General features: G+C 66.9%; 22 protein-coding genes. 17 read left to right on the top strand and 5 right to left on the bottom strand.

From position 1 onward, the window contains the following. Positions 1-87: 87 nt before the first annotated feature. The 4 genes from QHG62_RS17115 (at position 88) to QHG62_RS17130 (ending at position 6,703) form a co-directional block, all read left to right on the top strand. Positions 88-1,377 carry an efflux RND transporter periplasmic adaptor subunit gene (locus QHG62_RS17115; RefSeq protein WP_281146757.1) on the top strand — a complete coding sequence of 430 codons (1,290 nt, stop codon included), beginning with the start codon at positions 88-90 and terminating at the stop codon, positions 1,375-1,377. Positions 1,378-1,395: 18 nt separating this feature from the next. Continuing rightward, positions 1,396-4,560: an efflux RND transporter permease subunit gene (locus QHG62_RS17120; RefSeq protein ID WP_281146756.1), complete on the top strand. Its 3,165-nt coding sequence runs from the start codon at positions 1,396-1,398 to the stop codon at positions 4,558-4,560. Beyond that, entirely contained in the window at positions 4,553-5,977 is a 1,425-nt protein-coding gene (locus QHG62_RS17125) for an efflux transporter outer membrane subunit (RefSeq protein WP_281146755.1), read from the top strand. The genes QHG62_RS17120 and QHG62_RS17125 overlap by 8 nt, the downstream gene beginning before the upstream one ends. A 114-nt stretch (positions 5,978-6,091) precedes the next feature. Beyond that, positions 6,092-6,703, top strand: a complete 612-nt coding sequence (locus QHG62_RS17130; RefSeq protein WP_281146754.1) for a c-type cytochrome — start codon at positions 6,092-6,094, stop codon at positions 6,701-6,703. Positions 6,704-6,780: 77 nt separating this feature from the next. Here the strand turns inward: QHG62_RS17130 and QHG62_RS17135 are convergent, their stop codons facing one another. From QHG62_RS17135 to QHG62_RS17145, 3 genes are read right to left on the bottom strand one after another with little or no spacing between them, the layout of a single operon-like run. Further along, entirely contained in the window at positions 6,781-7,329 is a 549-nt protein-coding gene (locus QHG62_RS17135; RefSeq protein ID WP_281146753.1) for a DUF2946 family protein, read from the bottom strand. Positions 7,330-7,364: 35 nt separating this feature from the next. Then, positions 7,365-8,345: a YheT family hydrolase gene (locus QHG62_RS17140; protein WP_281151686.1), complete on the bottom strand. Its 981-nt coding sequence runs from the start codon at positions 8,343-8,345 to the stop codon at positions 7,365-7,367. 36 nt (positions 8,346-8,381) lie between these two features. Beyond that, positions 8,382-8,834, bottom strand: a complete 453-nt coding sequence (locus QHG62_RS17145) for a YybH family protein (RefSeq protein WP_157616167.1) — start codon at positions 8,832-8,834, stop codon at positions 8,382-8,384. A 218-nt stretch (positions 8,835-9,052) separates the two neighbouring features. On the opposite strand from QHG62_RS17145, the gene rutA reads away from it, so the two are divergent. The 6 genes from rutA to rutF are packed head-to-tail and all read left to right on the top strand — an operon-like array spanning position 9,053 to position 13,347. Continuing rightward, positions 9,053-10,165, top strand: coding sequence for a pyrimidine utilization protein A (rutA, locus tag QHG62_RS17150; RefSeq protein ID WP_281146752.1), 1,113 nt, complete (start codon positions 9,053-9,055; stop codon positions 10,163-10,165). A gap of 14 nt (positions 10,166-10,179) precedes the next feature. Then, entirely contained in the window at positions 10,180-10,971 is a 792-nt protein-coding gene (rutB, locus tag QHG62_RS17155) for a pyrimidine utilization protein B (RefSeq protein ID WP_281146751.1), read from the top strand. A 24-nt stretch (positions 10,972-10,995) separates the two neighbouring features. Beyond that, positions 10,996-11,388, top strand: coding sequence for a pyrimidine utilization protein C (rutC, locus tag QHG62_RS17160; protein ID WP_281146750.1), 393 nt, complete (start codon positions 10,996-10,998; stop codon positions 11,386-11,388). A gap of 2 nt (positions 11,389-11,390) precedes the next feature. Then, positions 11,391-12,191, top strand: a complete 801-nt coding sequence (gene rutD, locus QHG62_RS17165) for a pyrimidine utilization protein D (protein ID WP_281146749.1) — start codon at positions 11,391-11,393, stop codon at positions 12,189-12,191. After that, complete coding sequence (locus QHG62_RS17170) at positions 12,188-12,784, top strand: malonic semialdehyde reductase (RefSeq protein ID WP_281146748.1); 597 nt, start codon at positions 12,188-12,190, stop codon at positions 12,782-12,784. Before rutD ends, QHG62_RS17170 begins: the two co-directional genes overlap by 4 nt. A gap of 20 nt (positions 12,785-12,804) precedes the next feature. After that, positions 12,805-13,347: an NADH-dependent FMN reductase RutF gene (gene rutF / locus QHG62_RS17175; protein WP_281146747.1), complete on the top strand. Its 543-nt coding sequence runs from the start codon at positions 12,805-12,807 to the stop codon at positions 13,345-13,347. A gap of 76 nt (positions 13,348-13,423) precedes the next feature. Here the strand turns inward: rutF and rutR are convergent, their stop codons facing one another. Next, positions 13,424-14,167: an HTH-type transcriptional regulator RutR gene (rutR, locus tag QHG62_RS17180; RefSeq protein ID WP_281146746.1), complete on the bottom strand. Its 744-nt coding sequence runs from the start codon at positions 14,165-14,167 to the stop codon at positions 13,424-13,426. 198 nt (positions 14,168-14,365) lie between these two features. Between rutR and QHG62_RS17185 the strand changes: the two genes are divergently transcribed. The 7 genes from QHG62_RS17185 (at position 14,366) to QHG62_RS17215 (ending at position 21,252) form a co-directional block, all read left to right on the top strand. Next, complete coding sequence (locus tag QHG62_RS17185) at positions 14,366-15,370, top strand: isopenicillin N synthase family dioxygenase (protein WP_281146745.1); 1,005 nt, start codon at positions 14,366-14,368, stop codon at positions 15,368-15,370. A gap of 2 nt (positions 15,371-15,372) precedes the next feature. After that, the gene (locus QHG62_RS17190) at positions 15,373-15,759 is read left to right on the top strand and encodes a VOC family protein (RefSeq protein ID WP_281146744.1); all 387 of its coding nucleotides are present in this window, start codon (positions 15,373-15,375) and stop codon (positions 15,757-15,759) included. A 66-nt stretch (positions 15,760-15,825) separates the two neighbouring features. Then, positions 15,826-16,932 (top strand): BMP family ABC transporter substrate-binding protein, encoded by a 1,107-nt coding sequence (locus tag QHG62_RS17195; RefSeq protein WP_281146743.1) that lies wholly within the window; start codon positions 15,826-15,828, stop codon positions 16,930-16,932. A gap of 31 nt (positions 16,933-16,963) precedes the next feature. Continuing rightward, a complete protein-coding gene (locus QHG62_RS17200) occupies positions 16,964-18,496 on the top strand; it encodes an ABC transporter ATP-binding protein (RefSeq protein WP_281146742.1) in 1,533 nt (510 codons plus the stop codon). Continuing rightward, on the top strand, positions 18,489-19,640 hold the full coding sequence (locus QHG62_RS17205) for an ABC transporter permease (RefSeq protein WP_281146741.1): 1,152 nt from the start codon (positions 18,489-18,491) through the stop codon (positions 19,638-19,640). Before QHG62_RS17200 ends, QHG62_RS17205 begins: the two co-directional genes overlap by 8 nt. Continuing rightward, positions 19,637-20,569, top strand: coding sequence for an ABC transporter permease (locus QHG62_RS17210; protein WP_281146740.1), 933 nt, complete (start codon positions 19,637-19,639; stop codon positions 20,567-20,569). The genes QHG62_RS17205 and QHG62_RS17210 overlap by 4 nt, the downstream gene beginning before the upstream one ends. Then, entirely contained in the window at positions 20,566-21,252 is a 687-nt protein-coding gene (locus QHG62_RS17215) for a cysteine hydrolase family protein (RefSeq protein ID WP_281146739.1), read from the top strand. The genes QHG62_RS17210 and QHG62_RS17215 overlap by 4 nt, the downstream gene beginning before the upstream one ends. Here the strand turns inward: QHG62_RS17215 and QHG62_RS17220 are convergent. Then, positions 21,249-22,016 (bottom strand): hypothetical protein, encoded by a 768-nt coding sequence (locus QHG62_RS17220; RefSeq protein WP_281146738.1) that lies wholly within the window; start codon positions 22,014-22,016, stop codon positions 21,249-21,251. The genes QHG62_RS17215 and QHG62_RS17220 overlap by 4 nt on opposite strands. Position 22,017: the final 1 nt, after the last annotated feature.

Consider the following 22,017-nt stretch of genomic DNA (forward strand, 5'->3'; position numbering starts at 1 on the left):
GGCTTCCCCGATGGCCCGGCTGTTTATGCTGGCTTTCTGTTCGCATCGCGAACGCGCCATCTCCTGTCTTTGCTTCAAAGGATTCGCATGCCTCTCCTGCATGTTTCGCGTCAATCTTCGTTCTCGCCGCGCCTCGCGATCGTGGCCGCCGTTGTGGTGCTGACGCTCGCGGCCTGTTCCAAGGGCGATGCGCCCGCTGGCAAGGGTGGCGCAGCCGGTGGCGGCGCCCGCCCGGCGCCTGAAGTGGGGGTGGTGGTTGCCACGCCAACAGACGTGGGCCTGGTAACCGAGCTGCCGGGCCGGCTCGAAGCCTCGCGCGTGGCGCAGGTTCGCGCCCGTGCCTCGGGCATTCTGCTGAAGCGCGAGTTCCGCGAAGGTAGCGATGTAAAGGCGGGCCAGCTGCTGTTCCGCATTGACCCGGCACCGCTGGTGGCAGCCTCGCAAAACGCGCAGGCCACGCTGGCCCGGGCAGAGGCCAACGCCGTGCAGGCGAAGGCGCTGGCCGACCGCTACAAGCCGCTGGTCGAGGCCAACGCAGTCAGCAAGCAGGAATACGCAAACGCCGTGGCCGCGCAAAAAACGGCCGAGGCCGATGTGGCCGCGGGCCGCGCCGCCGTGCAAACCGCCAAGATCAACCTTGGCTACGCCGACGTAACCTCGCCCATTGCAGGCCGCATCGGCCGCGCGCTGGTAACCGAAGGCGCGCTGGTGGGCCAGGGCGACGCAACCGAGCTGGCGGTGGTGCAGCAGATCAACCCGATGTACGTGAACTTCACGCAGTCGGCATCCGACGTGCTGAAGCTGCGCCGCGCACTGGCTGCGGGCCAGTACAAGCGCGCCAACGGCGAAGAGGCCGCCAGCGTCACGGTGGTGCTCGAAGACGGCACCGACTACACGCTGCCGGGCAAGCTGCTGTTCTCCGACCTGACGGTGGACCAGGCCACGGGCCAGGTCACGCTGCGCGCCGAGGTGCCCAACCCGAAGGGCGAGCTGCTGCCCGGCCTGTATGTGCGCGTAAAGCTTGAGCAGGCGCAGGCCACAAACGCAATCACCATTCCCCAGCAGGCGGTTACGCGCACGCAGCAGGGCGACACGGTGTCTGTGGTCAGTGCCGACGGCAAGATCAGCCAGCGCACGGTGAAGATCAGCGCCGCCAAGGACAACCAGTGGGTGGTGCTCGACGGCCTGAAGGCGGGCGAACAGGTAATGGTCGACGGCTTCCAGAAGCTGCAGATGATGCCGCCCGGCACGCCGGTAAAGGCGGTGCCATGGACCAAGCCGGCGCCCAACGGTGCGGCAAAACCGGCAGCGCCGGCGGCGTCTGCCGCGGCGGCGCCAGCCAGCGGTGCGGCGGCTGCGCCGGCCGAAAAGAAGTAATAGCAGGAGCGCGCCCGCATGGCCAAATTCTTTATCGACCGCCCGATCTTCGCCTGGGTGATCGCCCTGTTCGTCCTGGTGATGGGCGGCGTGGCAATTACCCAGCTGCCGATCTCGCAATACCCGCCGGTGGCACCGCCGGCCATCGTGATCAACGTGGCGTACCCCGGCGCCTCGGCCCAGACGCTGGAAGACAGCGTGCTGTCCGTGATCGAACGCGAAATGAACGGTTCGCCGGGCCTGATCTACATGGAATCGGTGGCCCAGGCGGACGGCACCGGCACCATCACCATCAGCTTCGAGGCGGGCACCAACCCCGACCTTGCACAGGTGGACGTGCAAAACCGGCTTTCGCGCGCAACGCCGCGCCTGCCGGCCGCGGTAACGCAGCAGGGTGTGCGCGTAGACAAGTCGCGCAACAACTTCCTGATGTTCGTGATGCTGTCTTCGGACAACCCGCAGTTCGACCCGGTGGCGCTTGGCGACTATGCCGCGCGCAACGTGGTGCCTGAACTGCAGCGCGTGGTGGGCGTGGGCCAGGCCCAGCTGTTCGGCTCCGAAAACGCGATGCGCATCTGGATCGACCCGGCCAAGCTGCAAGGCTTCAACCTGTCGGCCACGGACGTGAACAACGCGATTCGCGCACAGAATGCGCAGGTGTCTTCGGGCACGCTGGGCGACCTGCCCAACATTCCCGGCCAGGCCATTGCAGCCACGGTGGTGGTCAACGGCCAGCTGGCCAACGTCGACCAGTTCAAGAAGATTGTGTTGCGCGCCAACCCCGACGGCTCGACCGTGCGGCTGCAAGACGTGGCGCGGGTCGAGCTTGGCGGCCAGTCTTATGCCACCTCGGCGCGGCTCAACGGCGTGCCGGCGGTGGGTGTGGGCGTGCAGCCCACGCCCAACGGCAACGCGCTTCAGTCGGCCAAGGCCATCCGCGCCAAGATGGCAGAGCTGCAGCGCTTCTTTCCGCCGGGCGTGAAGTGGGACATTCCGTACGACAGCTCGCGCTTTGTGCAGATCTCCATCACCGAAGTGGTGAAGACGCTGCTCGAAGCCATTGCGCTGGTGTTTGTGGTGATGTTCCTGTTCTTGCAGAACTGGCGCTACACGATCATTCCAACCATCGTGGTGCCAATTGCGCTCTTGGGCACGTTCGCCTCGCTGCTTGCGCTGGGCTTCTCGATCAACGTGCTGACCATGTTCGGCATGGTGCTGGTGATCGGTATCGTGGTGGACGACGCCATTGTGGTGGTCGAAAACGTCGAGCGCATCATGAGCGAAGAGGGGCTTTCGCCGCTCGAAGCCACCCGCAAGGCCATGCGGCAGATCTCGGGCGCCATCATCGGCGTGACGGTGGTGCTGATCTCGGTGTTTGTGCCGCTCGCATTTTTTGCGGGCTCCACGGGCAACATCTACCGCCAGTTCTCGGCGGTCATGGTGACGTCGATCGCCTTCTCGGCCTTCATGGCGCTGTCTCTCACGCCGGCACTGTGCGCCACGCTGCTCAAGCCGGTCGAAGCGGGCCACCACCATGAAAAGAGCGGCTTCTTCGGCTGGTTCAACCGCGGCTTTTCGCGCACAGCCAAGGGCTACGAAGGCATCGTCGCGCGCATTCTGCGGCGCGCCGCGCGCTACCTGATCATCTATGCCGTGATCATCGGCGCGGTGGTGTTTACCTACCTGCGGCTGCCAAGCTCGTTCTTGCCGGCAGAAGACCAGGGCAACATCATCGTGAACGTGCAGCTGCCGCCAGGCGCCACGCAAGAGCGTGCGCTGTCGGTCATGCAGCAGGTCGAAGGCTTCATCCTGAAGCAGCCCGAAGTGCAGAGCATGGTCGGCGTGATGGGCTTCAGCTTCTCGGGCCAGGGCCAGAACGCCGGCCTTGCCTTCGTGACGCTGAAAGACTGGGAAGAACGCAAAGACCCGGCCCATTCGGCCAGCGCGCTTGCGGGCCGCGCCTTCGGTGCGCTCTCGGGCATTCGCGACGCGTTCATCTACCCGCTGAGCCCGCCGCCCATTCCTGAACTGGGCAACGCGAGCGGCTTCAGCTTCCGGCTGCAAGACCGTTCGGGTGCGGGCCACGAGGCGCTCATCAACGCGCGCAACCAGCTGCTGGGCATGGCCAGCCAAAGCAAGATCCTGGCGCAGGTTCGCCCTGACGGCCTGGAAGACGCGCCGCAGCTGCAGATCGACATCGACCGGGACAAGGCCAGTGCGCTGGGCGTGACCTTCGATGCGATCAACGCCACGCTGTCGACCGGCCTGGGTTCGAGCTACATCAACGACTTTCCGAACCGCGGCCGCCTGCAGCGCGTGGTGGTGCAAGCCGATGCGCCGGCGCGCATGCAGCCGGACGACCTGCTGAAGCTGAACGCCAGCAACTCGCAGGGCCAGCCGGTGCCGCTCTCGGCCTTTGCCACCACCAAGTGGGTAACGGGCGCCACGCAAACGGTGCGCTACAACGGCTACCCCGCCATCCGCATCAGCGGCGACGCGGCGCCGGGCTTCAGCACGGGTGCTGCGATGGCCGAGATGGAAAAGCTCGCCGCGCAGTTGCCGCAAGGCTTCGGCTTCGAGTGGACGGGTCAGTCGCGCGAAGAAAAGCTCGCGGGCTCGCAGGCCATCATCCTGTACGGCTTCGCAATTCTGGCGGTGTTCCTGTGCCTGGCTGCGCTGTACGAGAGCTGGTCGATTCCGCTGGCGGTCATTCTGGTGGTGCCGCTGGGCGTGCTGGGTGTGCTGCTGGCAACCATGCTGCGCGCCTATTCAAACGACGTGTACTTCCAGGTGGGCCTGATCACCATCATCGGCCTCTCGGCGAAAAACGCGATTCTGATCATCGAGTTTGCAAAAGACCTGCAGGCGCAGGGCAAGGGCATCATTGAATCGGCCCTGGCCGCGGCGCACCTGCGGTTCCGCCCGATCATCATGACCTCGCTGGCCTTTGGCCTGGGCGTGGTGCCGCTGGCCATTGCCTCCGGCGCCGGCTCGGCCAGCCAGCGCGCCATTGGCACCGGTGTGCTCGGCGGCATGGTCACGGGCACGGTGCTGGCCGTGATCTTCGTGCCGGTCTTCTTCGTGGTGGTGCGCGGCCTGTTCAAGGGCAGCGCGCGCCAGCATGAAGCCGACAAGCGGCATGCAGAGGCCGCCGGCATCACGGAGGAAAAGACACATGACTAAGAAATTCATTCCTACCGCCCTGGCCGCAGCCATGCTGCTGGCCGGCTGCTCGCTCATTCCAACCTACGAGCGCCCCGCGGCGCCGGTGCCCACCACCTTTCCGGGCGATCCGGCGCAGCCGGCGGGCCAGGCCGCGGCCGCCCTGCCGTGGCAAGACTTCTTCACCGATCCGCGCCTTGCCGGCCTGATCCAGACCGCGCTGGCCAACAACCGCGACCTGCGGGTGTCGGTGCTCAACATCGAGCAGGCGCGCGCGCAGTTCCAGATCGAGCGCTCTGCCCTCTTTCCGGCGCTGGGCCTTACCGGCAGCGGCTCGCGCTCGAGCCCCAACCAGCTGCAGGCCTTCGACAGCAGCGCGGGCAGCGTGTCGTCGCAGTACAGCGTGAACCTGGGCATTACCGCCTGGGAGATCGACTTCTTCGGCCGCATCCGCAGCCTGAAGGACCAGGCGCTGGCGCAATACCTTGCCACCGAAGAAACGCGCAAGGCCGCGCAGATCAGCCTGATTGCCGCGGTTGCCACCGGCTGGCTCACGCTGATTGCCGACGACGAACTGCTCGAGCTCACGCGCCAGACGATGGTGACGCGCGAAGAATCGGTGCGCCTGACCAAGCTGCGCTTCGACAACGGCGTGTCGTCGGAGCTGGACTTCCAGGCCGCGAACTCGCTGGCCGAAACCGCACGTGCTTCTTACGCGCAGCAGCTGCGCACGCGCCAGCAGGACGAGAACGCGCTCGCCCTGCTGCTGGGTGCGCCGGTGCCGGCAGAAGCCACGGCCGGCGGCGCCAGGGGCCTGGACGGCATCAAGCCGATGCCCGAGGTGCCCGCGGGCCTGCCCTCAGACCTGCTGGCCGAGCGGCCGGACATCCGCTCGGCCGAGCAGCAGCTGATTGCGGCCAACGCCAACATCGGCGCGGCGCGCGCGGCGTTCTTTCCGCGCGTCTCGCTCACCACCTCGATCGGTACCGCGAGCAGCGAGTTCTCGGGCCTGTTCGACAGCGGATCGAAGGCCTGGGCCTTTGCGCCGCAGATCACGCTGCCCATCTTCGATGCGGGCCGCAACATCGCGGGGCTCGACTCGGCCAAGGCCGGGCGCGAGATTGCGGTGGCGCAGTACGAAAAATCCATTCAAACCGCTTTCCGCGAAGTGGCGGACGCCCTGGCCGGCCGCGCCACGCTGGGCGAACAGGTGCGGGCGCAGCGTGCGCAGGCCGATGCCGAGGCGGTGCGCTTCAAGCTTTCGGACATGCGCTACCGCAACGGCATTGCCAGCGCGCTGGACCTGCTCGACGCGCAGCGCTCGCTGTACACGGCGCAGCAGTCGGCAGTGACCACGCGGCTCTTGCAGCTGCAGAACCAGGTCACGCTCTACAAGACGCTGGGCGGCGGCTGGACAGGCCGCGAGAACAAGGGCTGAGGCTTTCGCGCGACGGCTCCGGAGCGGCCTTCCGTCCTTTGGGCGGAGGGCCTCTCTATAATCGCCGGTTGATTCGAAAAAGCCCCCCGACGAGCCCCCGTTATTGAGGACGCCATGAGCGCAGACCCGCATTACCAGGCCACAGAAGACGCCCACACCGGCCCGATCAAAAACCCGAAGCAACTGCTGCTGGCGGTATTTTTCTCCTTTCTTGCTCCCATCCTGATCATCGTGGGCCTTGTGGCCTATGTGGTTTCGGGCAACAAGCCCGCGGGCACGGCAGAGGGCGACAACATGGCGCTCTACGGCGTGTCGCAAGACGCGCGCAACCGCGAAGTGGCCGACCGCCTCAAGAAGGTCGGTGCCATTGAAATCCGCGACGCAAACCGCCCCCTGGCAACAGGCGAAACGGTTTTCAAGACGCAGTGCATTGCCTGCCACGGCTCGCCCGGCATTCCCGGCGCGCCCCACCTGAGCGACGCCGCTGCCTGGGGCCCGCGTATCGGCCAGGGCTATGAAACGCTGCTCGACCATGCGCTGCATGGCAAGGGCGCCATGCCTCCCCAGGGCGGCGGCGACTTCGAAGACCTCGAAATCGGCCGTGCCGTGGTCTACCTGGCCAATGCAGGCGGCGCCAAGTTCCCGGTGCCAGACCGCCCCGCCGCAGGCGCGGCGCCTGCCGAAGGTGCTGCCTCGGCTGCCGCACCGGCCAGCGCGGCCAAGTAAGCAGAACCCGGGGGCGCGCTGCCCCAAAAGCAAAAGCCGGCTTCGCGCCGGCTTTTTTACGCCTGCAGGGCGGCCAATCAGGGTTTGGCAGCGGCCACCGGCTGGCGGGCCGCGGGGCTCAGCACATGGCCGAAGCGCTGCGGCAGGTCGGCGGCGCGCACCTGTTCGGGCGTCCACAGGCTCTGCTCGATGGCATTGGCCGCCAGGCCCACGTCCTGCGTATGAACCAGCCCCAACCCGATGGGAGCGACCAGGTAAAGGCGCCCCTCCTCGTCGAGCAGGCAGCCCGAGACATCGGCGGCCTGCCCGGTATGGGCCGTAACGGCAAAGCCGTTGTCGTCCGCAATGCGCCAGACGAAGGGCGCCGCCTCCAGCTCGACGTACACGCGCTGGGGGCCGTTCTGGAAGAACCACTGCCCTTCCGCGTCGCGCTCGTAGTTGCGGTGAATGAAATCGATCAGCTTGTCGTGCCGCAGCATCGAGCCCTTTGCGGCCGGAAACGGGCCCTGGGCCTGGGTGCGGTCGTCGCGCATGTACCAGTTGCCGCGCGCGTCCAGGCCAAGCCAGCCGTAGCAATGCGGCACGTTGGGCCACTTGGCGAGCGCTTGTTTAACGATGTCGTCCATGCAAGCTATTTTGCGCGCCTGCGCGGCAGCCGGGCCTAGGCGAACTGCCCGAGCCAGCTACCGACGCTCTCCGGCATGCCGCGCACGTGCCCCGGCGGCGCGCCAAGCGGAAAGCCCACATGGCCGCCATGCGCAGGCTGCCACAACGTGACGTGCGGGCCCACTTCGCCCGGGCCCGGCAGGCTGCGGGCCGGAATGAACGGGTCGTTCAGCGCATTCACCACCAGCGCGGGCACGCGAATCGCGCTCAGGTGCGGCTTGGACGAGCCCCGCGCCCAGTAGTCGTCGGTGTTGCGAAAGCCGTGCAGCGGCGCGGTGAACACGTCGTCGAAGGTGTAGAGGTCTCTTGCCGCCATCAGACGCTCGCGGTCGAAAAGCCCCGGAAACTGGGCCAGCTTGGCCAAGGCCTTGGGCTTCATGGTCGCCAGGAACATGCGCGTGTAGACCAGCCGGTTGAAGCCGCGGCCGATGGCCTCGCCGCCCGCCGCAAGATCGAGCGGCGCACACACCGAGGCCACGGCGGCAACCGAGGCATGGGCCGTTTCGCCCGCCTCGCAGGCCCAGCGCAGCAGCGCATTGCCGCCCAGCGAAACACCCGCCGCCAGCACAGGCCCGCCGCCGTGGAGTGCCTGGCGCTGGCGCATGCGCCGCAGGATCCAGTCGATTTCTTCGTAGTCGCCCGAGTGGTAGGCGCGCGGGGCCAGGTTGAGTTCGCCGCTGCAGCCCCTGAAATGCGGCACGGCAAAGGCCATGCCGCGTTCGGCCGCAAAGGTGGCAAAAGCTTCGGCATAGTGGCTGCGCGACGAGCCCTCCAGCCCATGGAACAGCACCAGCAGCGGCCGTGGGCCCGGTGTGGCCGCATCGACAAAATCGACGTCGATGAAGTCGCCGTCAGGCGTGTTCCAGCGCTCGCGGCGGTACACCGGCGCCGGCCCGTTGAAGCGGCGCGCATAGAGCGCCGCCCAGATGGTCTGCAGGTTGCCGCCGGGCAGCCAGCGCGGCGCGCCGTAGCCCATGGATGAGTGCGGGGAAGAAACGTCGCCAGGCATTTCTCAGTGCAAGATTTGGGGCGGGTCGTTCGCGTCGACGGGCTCCCGCGCGCTGCCGGGGCTCGCATGGTGCGCCACCATGCGCCAGCCTTCGGCAGTCTTGTGATAGACGTTGGTGGCTAGCACAAAGGCGTGCTTCGGGCCTTCGGCGGTGAGCACCTCGATGCGTTCGAGCACGTTGTGCACCGCGCTTGCCAGCGACTCGATCTTGCGCACCCGCGCAGGCATGGCGTGGATGGCGCCGTTGCCGAACATCTGCTCGAAAGCCGCGCGGATTGCCGTGGCGCCCACCAGGCGGGGGCCGCCGGGATGCACGCAGAACACCTCGTCCTCGTCGGCCCAGCACGCCATCAGTGCTTCGATGTCGCCGCGTTGCAGCGCCTCATAGAACGCGGCCTCGATGTCGTCTGCAGTACCGCCGACGGCAGCGGCGGCGCGAAGTGGGGTCTTGGGCATGGGGTGATTTTGCCGCGCGATCGATGACGCGGTCGCTGCACCGGTTTGGCCTTGGGGCGCACCGTGCTGCCGCAGGTTGGGCAGTTCGCCTGCTCCACTTTGGACCAAATGGTCAAAAAGAAACATTCAAAAACACACAACGCATTGATTTGAAAGGACTTTTTCAACTGGCACGCGCCATGCATAGGGCTTTGCGACACCGCAACTGGAGCTTCTGCATGAACGTCGGCATCTTCATTCCCATTGGCAACAACGGCTGGCTGCTCTCCGAAAACGCACCGCAGTACAAGCCGAGTTTCGAACTCAACAAGGAGATCACGCTCACGGCCGAGCGCTACGGCGTCGACTTCGTGCTTTCGATGATCAAGCTGCGCGGCTTTGGCGGCAAGACGGAGTTCTGGGACCACAACCTCGAGTCGTTCACGCTCATGGCGGGGCTTGCGGCCGTCACCACCAAGATCAAGCTCTTTGCCACCGCGGCCTCGCTGGTGATGCCGCCGGCCATCGTCGCGCGCATGGCATCGACCATCGACTCGATCTCCAACGGCCGCTTTGGCCTGAACCTTGTCACCGGCTGGCAGCGGCCCGAGTATTCGCAGATGGGCATGTGGCCCGGCGACCAGTTCTTCGGCACGCGCTACCAATACCTTTCCGAATACATCCAGGTGCTGCGCGACCTGTGGGGCACCGGGCAGTCCGACTTCAAGGGCGCGCACTTCCAGATGGACGACTGCCGCCTGAGCCCCCGGCCGCAGGCCGGCATGAAGGTGATCTGCGCGGGCCAGAGCGATGCGGGCATGGACTTTTCCGCCAAATACGCCGACTACAACTTCTGCTTCGGCAAGGGCGTGAACACGCCCAAGGCCTTTGCGCCCGCGGCCGAGAAACTGATCGAGGCCACGCGCAAGACCGGCCGCCACGTGACCACCTACGTGCTGATGATGGTGATTGCCGACGAAACCGACGAGGCCGCGCGCGCCAAGTGGGAGCACTACAAGGCCGGTGCCGACCACGAAGCCATTGCGTGGCTGGGCCAGCAGGGCGCGGCCGACACCAGGTCGGGTGCCGACACCAATGTGCGCCAGATGTCCGACCCGACCTCGGCCGTCAACATCAACATGGGCACGCTGGTGGGCTCTTACGCCACGGTTGCGCGCCTGCTCGACGAGATGGCCGAAGTGCCGGGCACCGAAGGCGTGCTGCTCACTTTCGACGACTTTGTGCAGGGCGTGCAAGCCTTCGGCGAGCGCATCCAGCCGCTGATGAAGAGCCGCGCGCATGTGCAAAGCCCCGTGCCCTCGCAGGCCGAACCCGAGCGCCTTGCGGCCTGAAAGGAAAGACGCGCATGGCCACGCCCGCACGCAACACCACCCTCACCTCGACCACGCCAGTCGGCGCCCCGCGCCTGCCCGGCGCACCCGCGCCGCTGGTGCTGCCCGCCAGGCCCGAACCGCTGGCGCTGCATGCGACCGACTCCGCCCTGATCGTGGTCGACATGCAGAACGCCTATGCATCCATCGGCGGCTATGTCGACTCCGCGGGCTTCGATATTTCCGGCGCGCAAGGCACCATTGCCAACATTGCGCGCACCATTGCCGCGGCGCGCGCGGCCGGCATGCTGGTCGTGTTTCTGCAGAACGGCTGGGACGCCGCCTACGTCGAGGCCGGCGGACCAGGCTCGCCCAACTGGCACAAGTCGAACGCGCTCAAGACCATGCGCGCCAAGCCCGAGCTGGCGGGCAAATTCCTCGCCAAGGGCGGCTGGGACTACGAGCTAATTGCAGAAATGAAGCCGCAGCCCGGCGACATCGTGGTGCCCAAGACGCGCTACAGCGGCTTCTTCAACAGCACGCTCGACAGCACGCTGCGCGCACGCGGCATCCGCCATCTGGTGTTCACCGGCATTGCGACCAACGTGTGCGTAGAGTCGACGCTGCGCGATGCCTTTCACCTCGAATACTTCGCGGTGATGCTCGAAGACGCCACGCACGAGCTTGGCGGTGCAGCCATACAGAAGGCCTCGGTCTACAACGTCGAGACCTTCTTCGGCTGGGTTTCGACCGTGGACCAGTTCTGCGCCACCTTTGCACCCGAGCCCGCCGCGCAGCCTGTGCCGGCCGAAGCGGCCATTGCCTGATTTTTTTTAAAGGAGCCCGTCCTCATGCCCAAGCAAGCCATCATCCCCGCCGGAACCACCACGCCCATCGCCCCGTTCGTGCCCGGCACCATGGCCGACGGCGTGGTCTACGTGTCGGGCACGCTGCCCTTCGACAAGGACAACAACGTGGTGCACGTGGGCGACGCCTCGGCGCAGACACGCCACGTGCTCGAGACGATCCGGAACGTGATCAAAACAGCCGGCGGCACCATGGACGACGTGACCTTCAACATGATCATGATCAAGGACTGGGCCGACTACGCGAATGTGAACGCGGTGTACGCCGAGTTCTTTCCGGGCACCAAGCCGGCGCGCTACTGCATTCAGTGCGGCCTGGTAAAGCCCGAAGCGCTGGTCGAAATCGCCTCCATCGCCCACGTCGGCAACAAGGCCTGAGCATGCCGCTGCACTACGAAGTGCATGGGCCGGCCGACGGCGAGGCGGTGCTGCTGTCGTCGGGCCTGGGCGGTTCGGCCGCCTTCTGGCAACCGCAGATCGGCGCGCTCGTGGCGGCGGGCCATCGCGTGATTGCGTACGACCAGCGCGGCACGGGCCGCAGCCCCGCCGCACTGGACGCGGGCTACGCCATTGCCGACATGGCGCGCGACGTGGTGCAGATTCTGGACGCCACATCGACGCCGCGATGCCACCTGGTGGGGCATGCGCTGGGAGGGCTCGTGGGTCTGCAGCTTGCGCTCGATGAGCCCTCGCGCGTGGCGAGCCTGGTGCTGGTCAATGCGTGGTCGAAGCCCAATGCGCATTCAGCGCGCTGTTTCGATACGCGGCTTGCGCTGCTTGATGCCTGCGGGCCGCGCGCGTACGTGGAAGCGCAGCCGATCTTCCTGTACCCCGCGGCCTGGTGCGCGGAACATGCACAGCGCGTGGCCGACGAGGTCGATCATGCGTTTGCGCACTTTCCGGGCGAGACCAACATGCGTGCGCGCATTGCGGCGCTGCGCGCCTTCGACATCGACGCGCATCTTGGCGACATCACCGCGCCCACGTTGGTGGCCGCCGCCATGGACGACGCGCTGGTGCCGTGGACCTGCTCGCAGCACCTGGCCGATGGCCTTCACGACGTGACGCTGCACTTCATGCCGCACGGCGGCCATGCGCACAGCGTGACCGCGGCCGACGCCTTCAACCGCAGCCTGCTCGACTTTCTTTCCCGGGTCAGCGCACCCGGCGTTCCCGCATGACCACCACCTCAGCCCTCGACGACGCCGCACTGGCACTTCTCTTTACCGAAGCACGCAGCCACAACGGCTGGACCGCGGAGCCCGTGACGGATGCGCAACTCCGTCAGGTCTATGCGCTAGCCCGCATGGGCCCGACATCGGCCAACTGCTCGCCCGCACGCTTCGTGTTCGTTCGCACGCCCGAGGGCAAGCAGCGCCTTGCGCCTGCGCTTTCCAAGGGCAACCTCGACAAGACCATGGCCGCACCGGTCACGGTCATCGCAGCGTGGGACCGCAAGTTCTACGACAAGCTGCCCACGCTGTTTCCGCATACCGATGCGCGCAGCTGGTTCACCGGCAGCCCCGAGGCCGCGCACGAAACCGCCTTTCGCAACGCCAGCATGCAGGCGGGCTACCTGCTGCTCGCCGTGCGCGCGGTGGGGCTCGATGCAGGCCCGATGTCGGGCTTCGACAAGGCGAAGGTGGATGCCGCGTTCTTCGAAGGCAGCGACTGGACGACCAACTTCCTCATCAATCTTGGCCATGGCGATGCGGCCAAGGTGTTCGGCCGCCTGCCGCGGCTCGGCTTCGAAGAAGCCTGCGTCCTGGCCTGAAACCATTCCGGAAACCTCCCATGCTGCTGAACGCAATGGCCACCAACCACGTCATGCCAAGCGGTGCGCCGCATGCGCTGCCCAAGGCCGACTACCGCAACGCCATGGCGCGGCTGGGCGCGGCGGTCAACATCATCACCACCGACGGGCCCGCGGGCCGCGCCGGCTTCACCGCGTCCGCCGTGTGCAGCGTGACCGATGAACCGCCGATGCTGCTGGTGTGCCTGAACCGGTCGGCATCGGTGTACCCCGCGTTCACGGCCAACGGCGTGCTCTGCGTGAACGTGCTGGCGGCGGGCCACCAGGCGCTGTCGGGCCTGTTCGGCGGCAAGACGCCAATGGACGAGCGCTTTGCCGCGGGCCGCTGGGGGCGCAAGGCGACCGGATCGCCGGTGCTGGAAGATGCCGCGGCCTCATTCGACTGCCGCGTGGTGCAGGCGACGAGTGCGGGCACGCATGACGTGCTGTTCTGCGAGGCGCTGGCGATTGCCATTGGCGGGGCAGCGCAGAGCCTGATCTATTTCGACCGGCGGTATCACGAGATAGCAGCGCCGCCGCACTGACCTGGTCTTCTCTCCTCTCCCTTTGGGAGAGGGAGCAAGTCCGCAACCCGCCCCTGTCATCCCAAGGGAGTAACTCCTAACGCGGGGCAATCCCATGCAGCACGATCCGCTGCACGTTCTCCACCGTCTGCTCGAAGAACACCGGATCCTCCAGCGTGTGCCCCGTCAGCGCCTGCACCTGCACGCCGAAATCCGCATAGTGCTGCGTGACGGCCCAGAGCGCGAAGATCAGGTGATGCGGATCGACCGGTGCGAGCTTGCCGGACGCGACCCATGAACGGATGACCTCCGACTTGCGCTCCACCAGCGTGCGCAGTTCGCGGTCGAGCTCGTCGCGCAGCAAAGGCGCGCCCTGGATCATTTCAAGGCAGAAAAGGCGCGACGCATCGGGCCGGTCGCGCGAGACCACGAGCTTGCGGCGGATGTAGCCGCCAATGGCCTCGCCCGGGTCCTGCTCGGCGCTGAAGCCGCGCAGCGGCTCCAGCCACAGCGCGAGCAGGTCGCGCAGCACGTTCACGTACAGCTCTTCCTTGTTCGCAAAGTAATAGAGCAGATTGCTCTTGGACACATCGGCCCGCGCCGCCACCTGGTCGATCGACGTGCCGTGCAATCCGAAGCGCGAGAACAGGCCCAGCGCCGCGCCGAGGATGGCGCTGCGCTTGTCCTCGATCTGGCGCAGCCTGCGGCTCACCGCCGAGGCGCTGCGCACCGCGGGCTTCGCGGACTTGCGCACCAGGCCCTTCGCGGCGCCCTTCACAGCGCTCTTCGCCGGGGTCTTCTTTGTGCTGCTGGCTGTGGCCAGCGCCTTGGTCTTCGGCATCTTCCCTCGCTTCTCGATTTGCAGGCTCTTCATTGAACGCGCACCACTGTAAGGCCGCGGTGCATCGCGTTGCGCCGGCCGGGCCTTCCGGCACGCGCGGCGCGCACCATGCTGACGCGACAAATGCCTTTTGTCCATTTGGTCCAACTGGCACAGACGTTGCATGGCGAAAGGCATGCCAAGCACGAGGACCGACACATGACAACCCTGCTGTCCGTACCCATCATCGATCTCGCGCCCTACTTCGGCGGCACGGCCGAAGGCAAGGCGCAGGTCGCCAGAAAAGTCGACGAGGCCTGCCGCAGCATCGGCTTTCTGGTCATTACCAACCACGGCATTCCGGCCGAACTGATCGCGCGCGTGTCGAAGCTCTCGCGCGAGTTCTTCGACATGCCGCTGGCCGAGAAGCGCAAGGTCGACCGGCCGCGCGAAGACGCGGTGCGCGGCTACAGCGCAGTGGGCGAAGAAGGGCTTTCGTACAGCCTGGAAGAGGCCGCGCCCGGCGACCTGAAGGAGTCGTTCTCGATCGGCCCCTCGGGCGTGCCCGACGACGACTACCATCGCGGCCCCGCTGCCGGGCCGCATTTCGAGCCCAACAGCTGGCCGCCGATAGACGGCTTTCGCGAAGCGTATGAAGCCTACTTCGAGGCGATGAGCGATCTCTCGCGCTCGCTGATGCGCATCTTCGCGCTTGGGCTTGCGCTGCCCGAGATGTTCTTCGACGACAAGATCGACAAGCACATCAGCATGTTCCGCGTGCTGAGCTATCCGCCGCAGCGTGAAGCGCCGCTGCCGGGCCAGTTGCGCGCAGGCGCGCACAGCGACTACGGGAGCCTCACCATCGTGCTGCCCGACGACAAGGGCCTGCAGGTGTTCAACAAGGCGGGCCAGTGGGTCGACGTGCCGCAGGTGGAAGGCGGCCTGGTGGTCAACATTGCCGACCTGATGATGCAGTGGACCAACGACCAGTGGGTGTCGACGCTGCACCGCGTGGTCAATCCGCCGTTCGAGGTGGCCAGCACCAACCGCCGGCAGTCGCTGGTGTTTTTTCACCAGCCCAACTACGACGCGATGGTGGAGTGCCTGCCAAGCTGCCTTGCGCCGGGCGAGCAGCCGAAGTACGCGCCCATTTCATCGGGCGACCACCTGACCTCCAAGTTCGTGAAGCAGACGACGTTCGGCGGCACCAAGGCCGTGGCCTGAGCATGGCGCATCTCTCCTACGTCAACGTCTTCGCCAAGGACGTGGTCGCGCTCAGCGGCTTCTACCAGCGCGTGTTCGGCTTTGCCGAAATCGAGGCCATCCGCTCACCGATCTTTCGCGGACTCGACACCGGCAAGTCGAGCCTCGGCTTCAACGCGCTCGATGCTTATGAGCTGCTGCACCTGGCCGAATTTTCCGACACGCGCGGCGTCAAGTTTTTGCTGAACATCGACGTCGACAGCAAGGACGACGTGGACCGCATGGTGCCCGTTGCGCTCGAGGCCGGCGCAACGCTGGTGAAGCCGCCCTACGTCACTTACTACAACTGGTACCAGTCGGTGCTGCTCGACCCCGAAGGCAACGTGTTTCGCATCAACTTCATGATGTGACGCGCGCAGCACCTCCGTCTTCAAACGCTTTTTTTTCCTGGCTTGCTTCTCACGAAAGGTCGCTCCATGCTGCGCACTCCCACCCACGGCTTCACCTCCGGCCTTGCCCTGGCGCTTGCAGCCGGCGTCGCGTTCGTCTCGCTGCCCGCGGCAGCCGCCGACGGCTTTACGCTGAAGGACAAGCCGAAGATCGCGATGCTTTACTTCGGCCCGAAGAACGATGGCGGCTGGACGCAGGCCTTCGACGAAGCGCGCGTGAAGATCGAGAAGGAAATCGGCCAGAAGATCCAGTTTGTGGAGAACGTTCCCGAAGACGCATCGGCCATCAAGCCTGCGGCCGAGAAGTTCATCCAGCGCGGTGCCAACATCGTGATCGGCACCGCCTTCGGCTATTCGGACAGCTTCAAGGACTTGGCCGCCAAGTACCCGGGGGTGGCTTTTCTCAATGGCTCGGGCACCACCAACGGCAGCAACCTCGAATCGTTCTACGGCCGCACCTACGAGAGCCAGTACCTCTGCGGCATGGCCGCGGGTGCGGCCTCCAAGACGGGCAAGCTCGGCTTCGTTGCGGCCAATCCGTTCGGCGTGGTGAACTGGACCATCAACGCCTTCGCGCTCGGTGCGCAGAAGATGAACCCCAACGCCACCGTCAACGTGATCTACACCGGCGCCTGGAACGACCCCGTGAAGGAACGCGCCGCCGCGGCCGCGCTGATCGACCAGGGCGCCGACGTGATCGGGCAGCACGTGGACTCGCCCACGCCGCAGATCGTGGCACAGGAGCGCGGCGTGTACGGCACCGGCCACCACCGCGACCTGCGCCAGTTTGCACCCAAGGCCACGCTGTGCTCGTCGGTGTGGGTGTGGGACCGCTTTTTGACGCCCGAGCTCAAGAAGATCATGGCCGGTGACTGGAAGCCCGGCCAGTACGGCGCCTTCATCGAGATGAAGGACGGCGGCACCGACATTGCTGGCTTCGGCCCCGCGGTGCCCAAGGACAAGGCCGCGGCCATTACCGCCGAGCGCGACGCGATCATGAAGGGCAAGCAGGTCTATGCCGGCCCGCTTGCCGACCGCGACGGCAAGGAGCGCGTGGCCAAGGGCGCGGTGCTTTCGGACGCCGATCTGTGGAAGATGGACTGGTTCGTCAAGGGCGTGGTCACACAGAAGTAACCCAAGAGAAGAAAAAGCAAGGCGATCCGGCATGCCCAACGCGCTCGAACTCACCGGCATCCGCAAGAGCTTCGATGGCTTTGCGGCGCTGACCGACGCGCACTTTGCCGCGCGCTGGGGCGAGGTGCATGCGCTCCTGGGCGAGAACGGCGCGGGCAAGTCGTCGCTGATGAACATTGCGGCCGGGCTCTATGCACCTGAAGCCGGCCAGCTCTTGGTCGACGACAACGTGGTGCGCTTTGCCGGCCCGGCCGACGCGGCAAGGCAACGCATCGGCATGGTTCACCAGCACTTCAAGCTGGTGCGGCCGTTCACGGTGGCAGAGAACATTCTGCTCACCGCCCCGCCGCCGGCCGGGTTTCAAAGCCACGGAGAACGCCTGCGCGAGATCTCGCGTGACATCCGCAACAAGGCCTCGGAGCTGGGCTTCGACATCGACCCCGCAAGGCGCGTCGATTCGCTCTCGATTGCCGAGCAGCAGCGGGTGGAAATTCTCAAGGTGCTGCTTGCGGGCGCCCGCATCCTGATACTCGACGAACCCACCGCGGTGCTTACCGACCAGGAGGCTGCGCGCCTTCTGCAAACCGTGCGCGGCCTTGCGCGAAGCGGCTCCGCCGTGGTGCTGGTCACGCACAAGATGGCCGACGTGAAAACGTATGCCGACCGGGTAACGGTGATGCGCGGCGGCCGCACGGTGGCCACGCTGGCGCCCGACACCGCATCGGTCGCCGAGCTGGTGAAGCTCACGGTGGGCGAATCGATTGCCACGCAAAGTTTCCAGGTAGCAAAGTCGCCGCGCGGCGCTGTGCGGCTCGCGGTGCGTGGCTTGCGCTCGGCGCCGTCGCCAGAAGGCCGCCGCATCCTCGACGGCGTCGACCTCGAACTGCATGCGGGCGAAATCTACGGCCTTGCCGGTGTGGGCGGCAACGGACAGGGCGAGCTGGCCGGCGCCATCATGGGCCTGCCCGATGCGGGCGGTGCGCTCGAAGGCGAGATTCACCTCAGCGGCCACGGCGACCTGAAGGCCATGAGTGCACCAGAGCGCCGCAACGTAGGCATTGCCGCGATTCCGGCCGACCGCTATGGCCTTGCGCTGGCCGGCGGCCTTTCGGTGGCCGAGAACTACGCCATAGGCCGCGTGCACACCGGCCGCTACGGCCCGGCATGGCGCCTGCGGCGCGGTCGCATCCGGGCCGATACGCAAGAGGCGGTTCGCGCCTTCGATGTGCTGGGGGTGCGCTCGGTGGTGCAGAAGGCAGCGCTGCTCTCCGGCGGCAATGCACAGAAGCTGGTGCTTGCGCGGGAGTTCGGCAAGTCGCCCTCGCTGGTGCTGGCGCACAGCCCGAGCCGGGGACTCGACGTGCGCGCGAGCGCCGAGGTGCATGCGCGGCTGCGCGCGGCGCGCGACGGCGGCGCAGCGGTGCTGCTGATCAGCGAAGACCTCGACGAGGTGCTGCAGCTGGCCGACCGCGTGGGCGTGATGACGCGCGGCCGGATCGCCGGTGAATTCGCGCAGCCAGCCGACCGGCAGGCGATTGGACAGGCGATGGTGGACCATGGTTGACGCAACGCTCGCGGCCATTGCGCAGCCCGCGCAAACCGACCCGGAAGCCGCGCACCGCGCGCGGCGCCAGCCGCTGGCGCGCCGGCGCTATGCGCTGGAGATCCGCCAGCACATGGGGTGGCGGCGGCAGGCACTGATTCTTGCGGCGGCGCTGCTGGCCGGCCTGGCAATTTCTGCCGCGATTCTTGTGGCCGCCGGGGTTCCCGCGGACGAACTCGCCAACGAGTTCGTGATGCAGACCTTTTTCGACGGCCAGAACTTTCGCGCCGTGCTGTTCCAGGCTGCGCCGATGATCCTCGTGGGCCTGGCGGGCTCGCTGGCGTTTCGCGCGCGCTTCTGGAACCTGGGGCTCGAGGGCCAGATGGTGTGGGGCGCCATCGGCGCCACGGCCGTCTCGATGTGGCAGGTGGGCCCCGAGCCGCTGCGCCTGCCGCTGATGTTCGCGGCCGCCATCGGCTGCGGGCTGCTCTGGGTGCTGGGGCCGGCGTGGCTGAAGATCAGGCTCGGCGTGAACGAGATCATCTCCACGCTGATGCTCAACTACATGGCGGCCAACTTCTTGCTGCACCTGGTGTACGGCAGCTGGAAGGACCCGAAGGACAACTTTCCGTATTCGCCGCAGTTCCGCGCCTTCGAGCGGCTGCCCGAACTGGGCGCCGGCGTGAGCAGCGCCATCTTGCTCGCGGCGGTGGTGGCGCTGCTGGCGTGGTGGCTGGTGGGCGTGAGCCGGGCCGGGCTGTACCTGCGCTTTGTCGATGCCAGCCCGCGCGTGGCGCATGCCAACGGCGTGCCGGTGCGCCGCACCATCTATGGCGCCGTGCTGCTGTCGGGAGCGATGGCCGGGCTCGCGGGCTTTGCGGTGGCCTCGGGGCAGGAGGGGCGGCTCACGCAGGCCTTCTACCAGGGCTACGGCTTCTCGGGCATCCTCATCGCCTTTCTCGCACGCAATAACCCGCTGGCGGCCACCGTGGTGGCGCTGCTGGTGGCGGCGCTGTTCGTCACGGGCCGCAGCCTGCAGGTGTTCTACCAGGTGCCGTTCTCGATGGTGCAGCTCATCCAGGCCATCATCGTGGTGTGCGTGGCGTCGAGCGATTTCTTCATTCGCCACCGGGTGCGGCGCGTGGGTGGGGAGCAAGCGCAGTGAGCGGAAGCATTGTTCTGAACTGGCTCGCGAGCACGCCCGACTTCGCGGTGCCTTATGCGCTCGCGGCGCTGGGGCTGATCATCAGCGAGCGGGCGGGCGTGCTCTCGCTGGGCGCCGAAGGGCTGATGCTGGTGGGTGCGCTCGCGGGCATCGGTGCGCAAATCGTCCTGGGGCAGCCCGGCGTGTCGCTGGTGCTTGCCATGCTTGCGGCCAGCGCGGTGTCGCTGCTGTTCGCGGTGATGGTGATCTGGCTGCGCGTGAACCAAGTAATTGCGGGGCTCGCGCTGGTGTTCTTCTGCCAAGGCTTCACGGCGCTTGTCGGCTCGCTGGCCGAATGGACCAACCACGCCACCGAAGGCATCGGCTCGATGGCGCTGTGGCCGCTGTCTCTCTTGCCCGGCGTTGGCCGGCTGTTCGAGCAGAACGCGATGGTGTGGCTCACGTTGCCCATCTTCGTTGCAGTGGCGTGGTTTTTCTCGCGCACCTCGGCCGGGCTGCGGCTGCGCGCGGTGGGCGAAAACCCGCAGGCGGCCGATGCGGCCGGCATCCGCGTCACCACATGGCGGCTGGCCGCGGTGCTCGCAGGCTCGGCGCTGGTGGGCCTTGCGGGTGCCTACATCTCGGTGGTGAGCACCAAGCTGTGGATCGCAGGCATGACCGGCGGGCGCGGCTGGATTGCGGTGGGGCTGGTGATCTTCGCGCGCTGGTCGCCATGGAAGGCGCTGGTGGGTGCGCTGCTGTTCGGCTGCATCGAGGCGCTCATTCCCCAGCTTGCGGCGGCCGGGGTGCAGCTGCCGCAGTACTTCGTGATGATGACGCCCTATGCGGTAACGCTGGGCGTAATGGTGTGGGTCGCATTGGCCCGGCGCGGCGGAGACGACGAGCCGGGCGCGCTCGGCCAACCCTATGTTCGGGAGGAGCGGCGATGAAGGCCTGGGTGTACGGCGAAGAGCGCGAACTCGGCGCGGCGCAGTTTGCGGACTACCTCGATCCGGCCACCACGGCTGTGGTTTCCATCGACATGCACCGCGGCCACCTGGACGACAGCCCCGACTGCCCCTGCCCCGCGCCGCGTGCGCGCGACGTGGTGGCGCCCATCGACAGCTTTCACGACGATGCCCGCGCGCTGGGCGTGCGCATCGTGCACGTCAAGTCGGTGCTGCGGCCCGATGGCGCCGATGACATCAACGGCATTCCGGCTGCGTGGCGGCGCACCTTTCCGCTGCACGTGGGCGCCATACCGAATGCCGATGCGCATGCCATCGAAGGCTCGCGCTGGACCGAGTGGGTTACCCGCGTGGAGCCGGGCGACATGCGCGTGGAAAGCAAGCGCCGGCTGTCGGCTTTCTATCCGACCGACCTCGACTTTCTGCTGCGCAACCAGCGCATTGAAACGGTGGTGCTCAACGGCGGGTTTACCGATTGCTGCGTGCTCAACACCGCGTTCGACGCCAACAACCACAACTACCGCGTGATCGTGCTGCGCGACCTGGTGCGCGGCACCGACCCGCACCTGGAAAGCGCCGCGCTCAGCATGGTGTCGCTGCACCTGGGGCTGGTGCTCGACTCGGCCGAACTGCTGCGCCAGTGGCGCGGCATTGGCCAAAGCTAGCCAGCAAGGCCCAACCAGCGCCGCAGCACAGGCTGCATGTCGCCCTGCGCCGCCTGCCACACCAGCTCCGGCGCGGCCACGTGCACGCCGGCGGGTGCGATGCGCAGGGCCATGTCGACCAGTTCGGCGAGCTTGGAGGGGCGCACCGGCTGCTCGCTCGCCGGCACCATGAAACGCATGATCGACAGCATCCACGCGGCCAGCCTTTCGGCAGGGTTTGCCAGCCTGGCGTTGAGCGGCTTGCGCGCGGAACGCAAGAGAATCACGCGCTCGAAGCCGCTGGCGACCACGGCCTGCTCGTCGAGGCTCGCAAGGCCGCGCTTGAGCGCCTCGGGCAGGCGGCCCTGGTCGTGCGGCTGCACGATGGCGAGCGTGTGCACGCCGCAGGCACGCAGCCAGCGCGAAAGCTCGGGCAAATCGGAAGGCTGCGGCACCCACAGTGCGCGCTCGCGGCCGTGGTAGAGCCGGGGCGGATCGAAGGCGATGACCGCGGTATCGGCCGAGGTGAGCCCCCATTGCGCAATCGGCACGTCGGGGCAAAGGCAGGTTTCGACGCCGCGCATGCCGTCGCGCATGGGCTCGCGCGACAGCACCCGCACATGGGCAAAGCGGTGGCCGCTTGCGAGCCGGCGCAGCAGCTCCTGGCCCAGGGCGCCGGTGGCGCCGGCAATCAGGAGCGTTCCGGCCGTAGCGGCAGTTGCGGCTGCCGGGGGCAATACCACGCGGTTGGCAGCCTGCAGGGCTTGAAGGGGATCGAGGGCCATG

The organism is Variovorax paradoxus, assembly GCF_029919115.1.
Taxonomy (GTDB): domain Bacteria; phylum Pseudomonadota; class Gammaproteobacteria; order Burkholderiales; family Burkholderiaceae_C; genus Variovorax; species Variovorax paradoxus_O.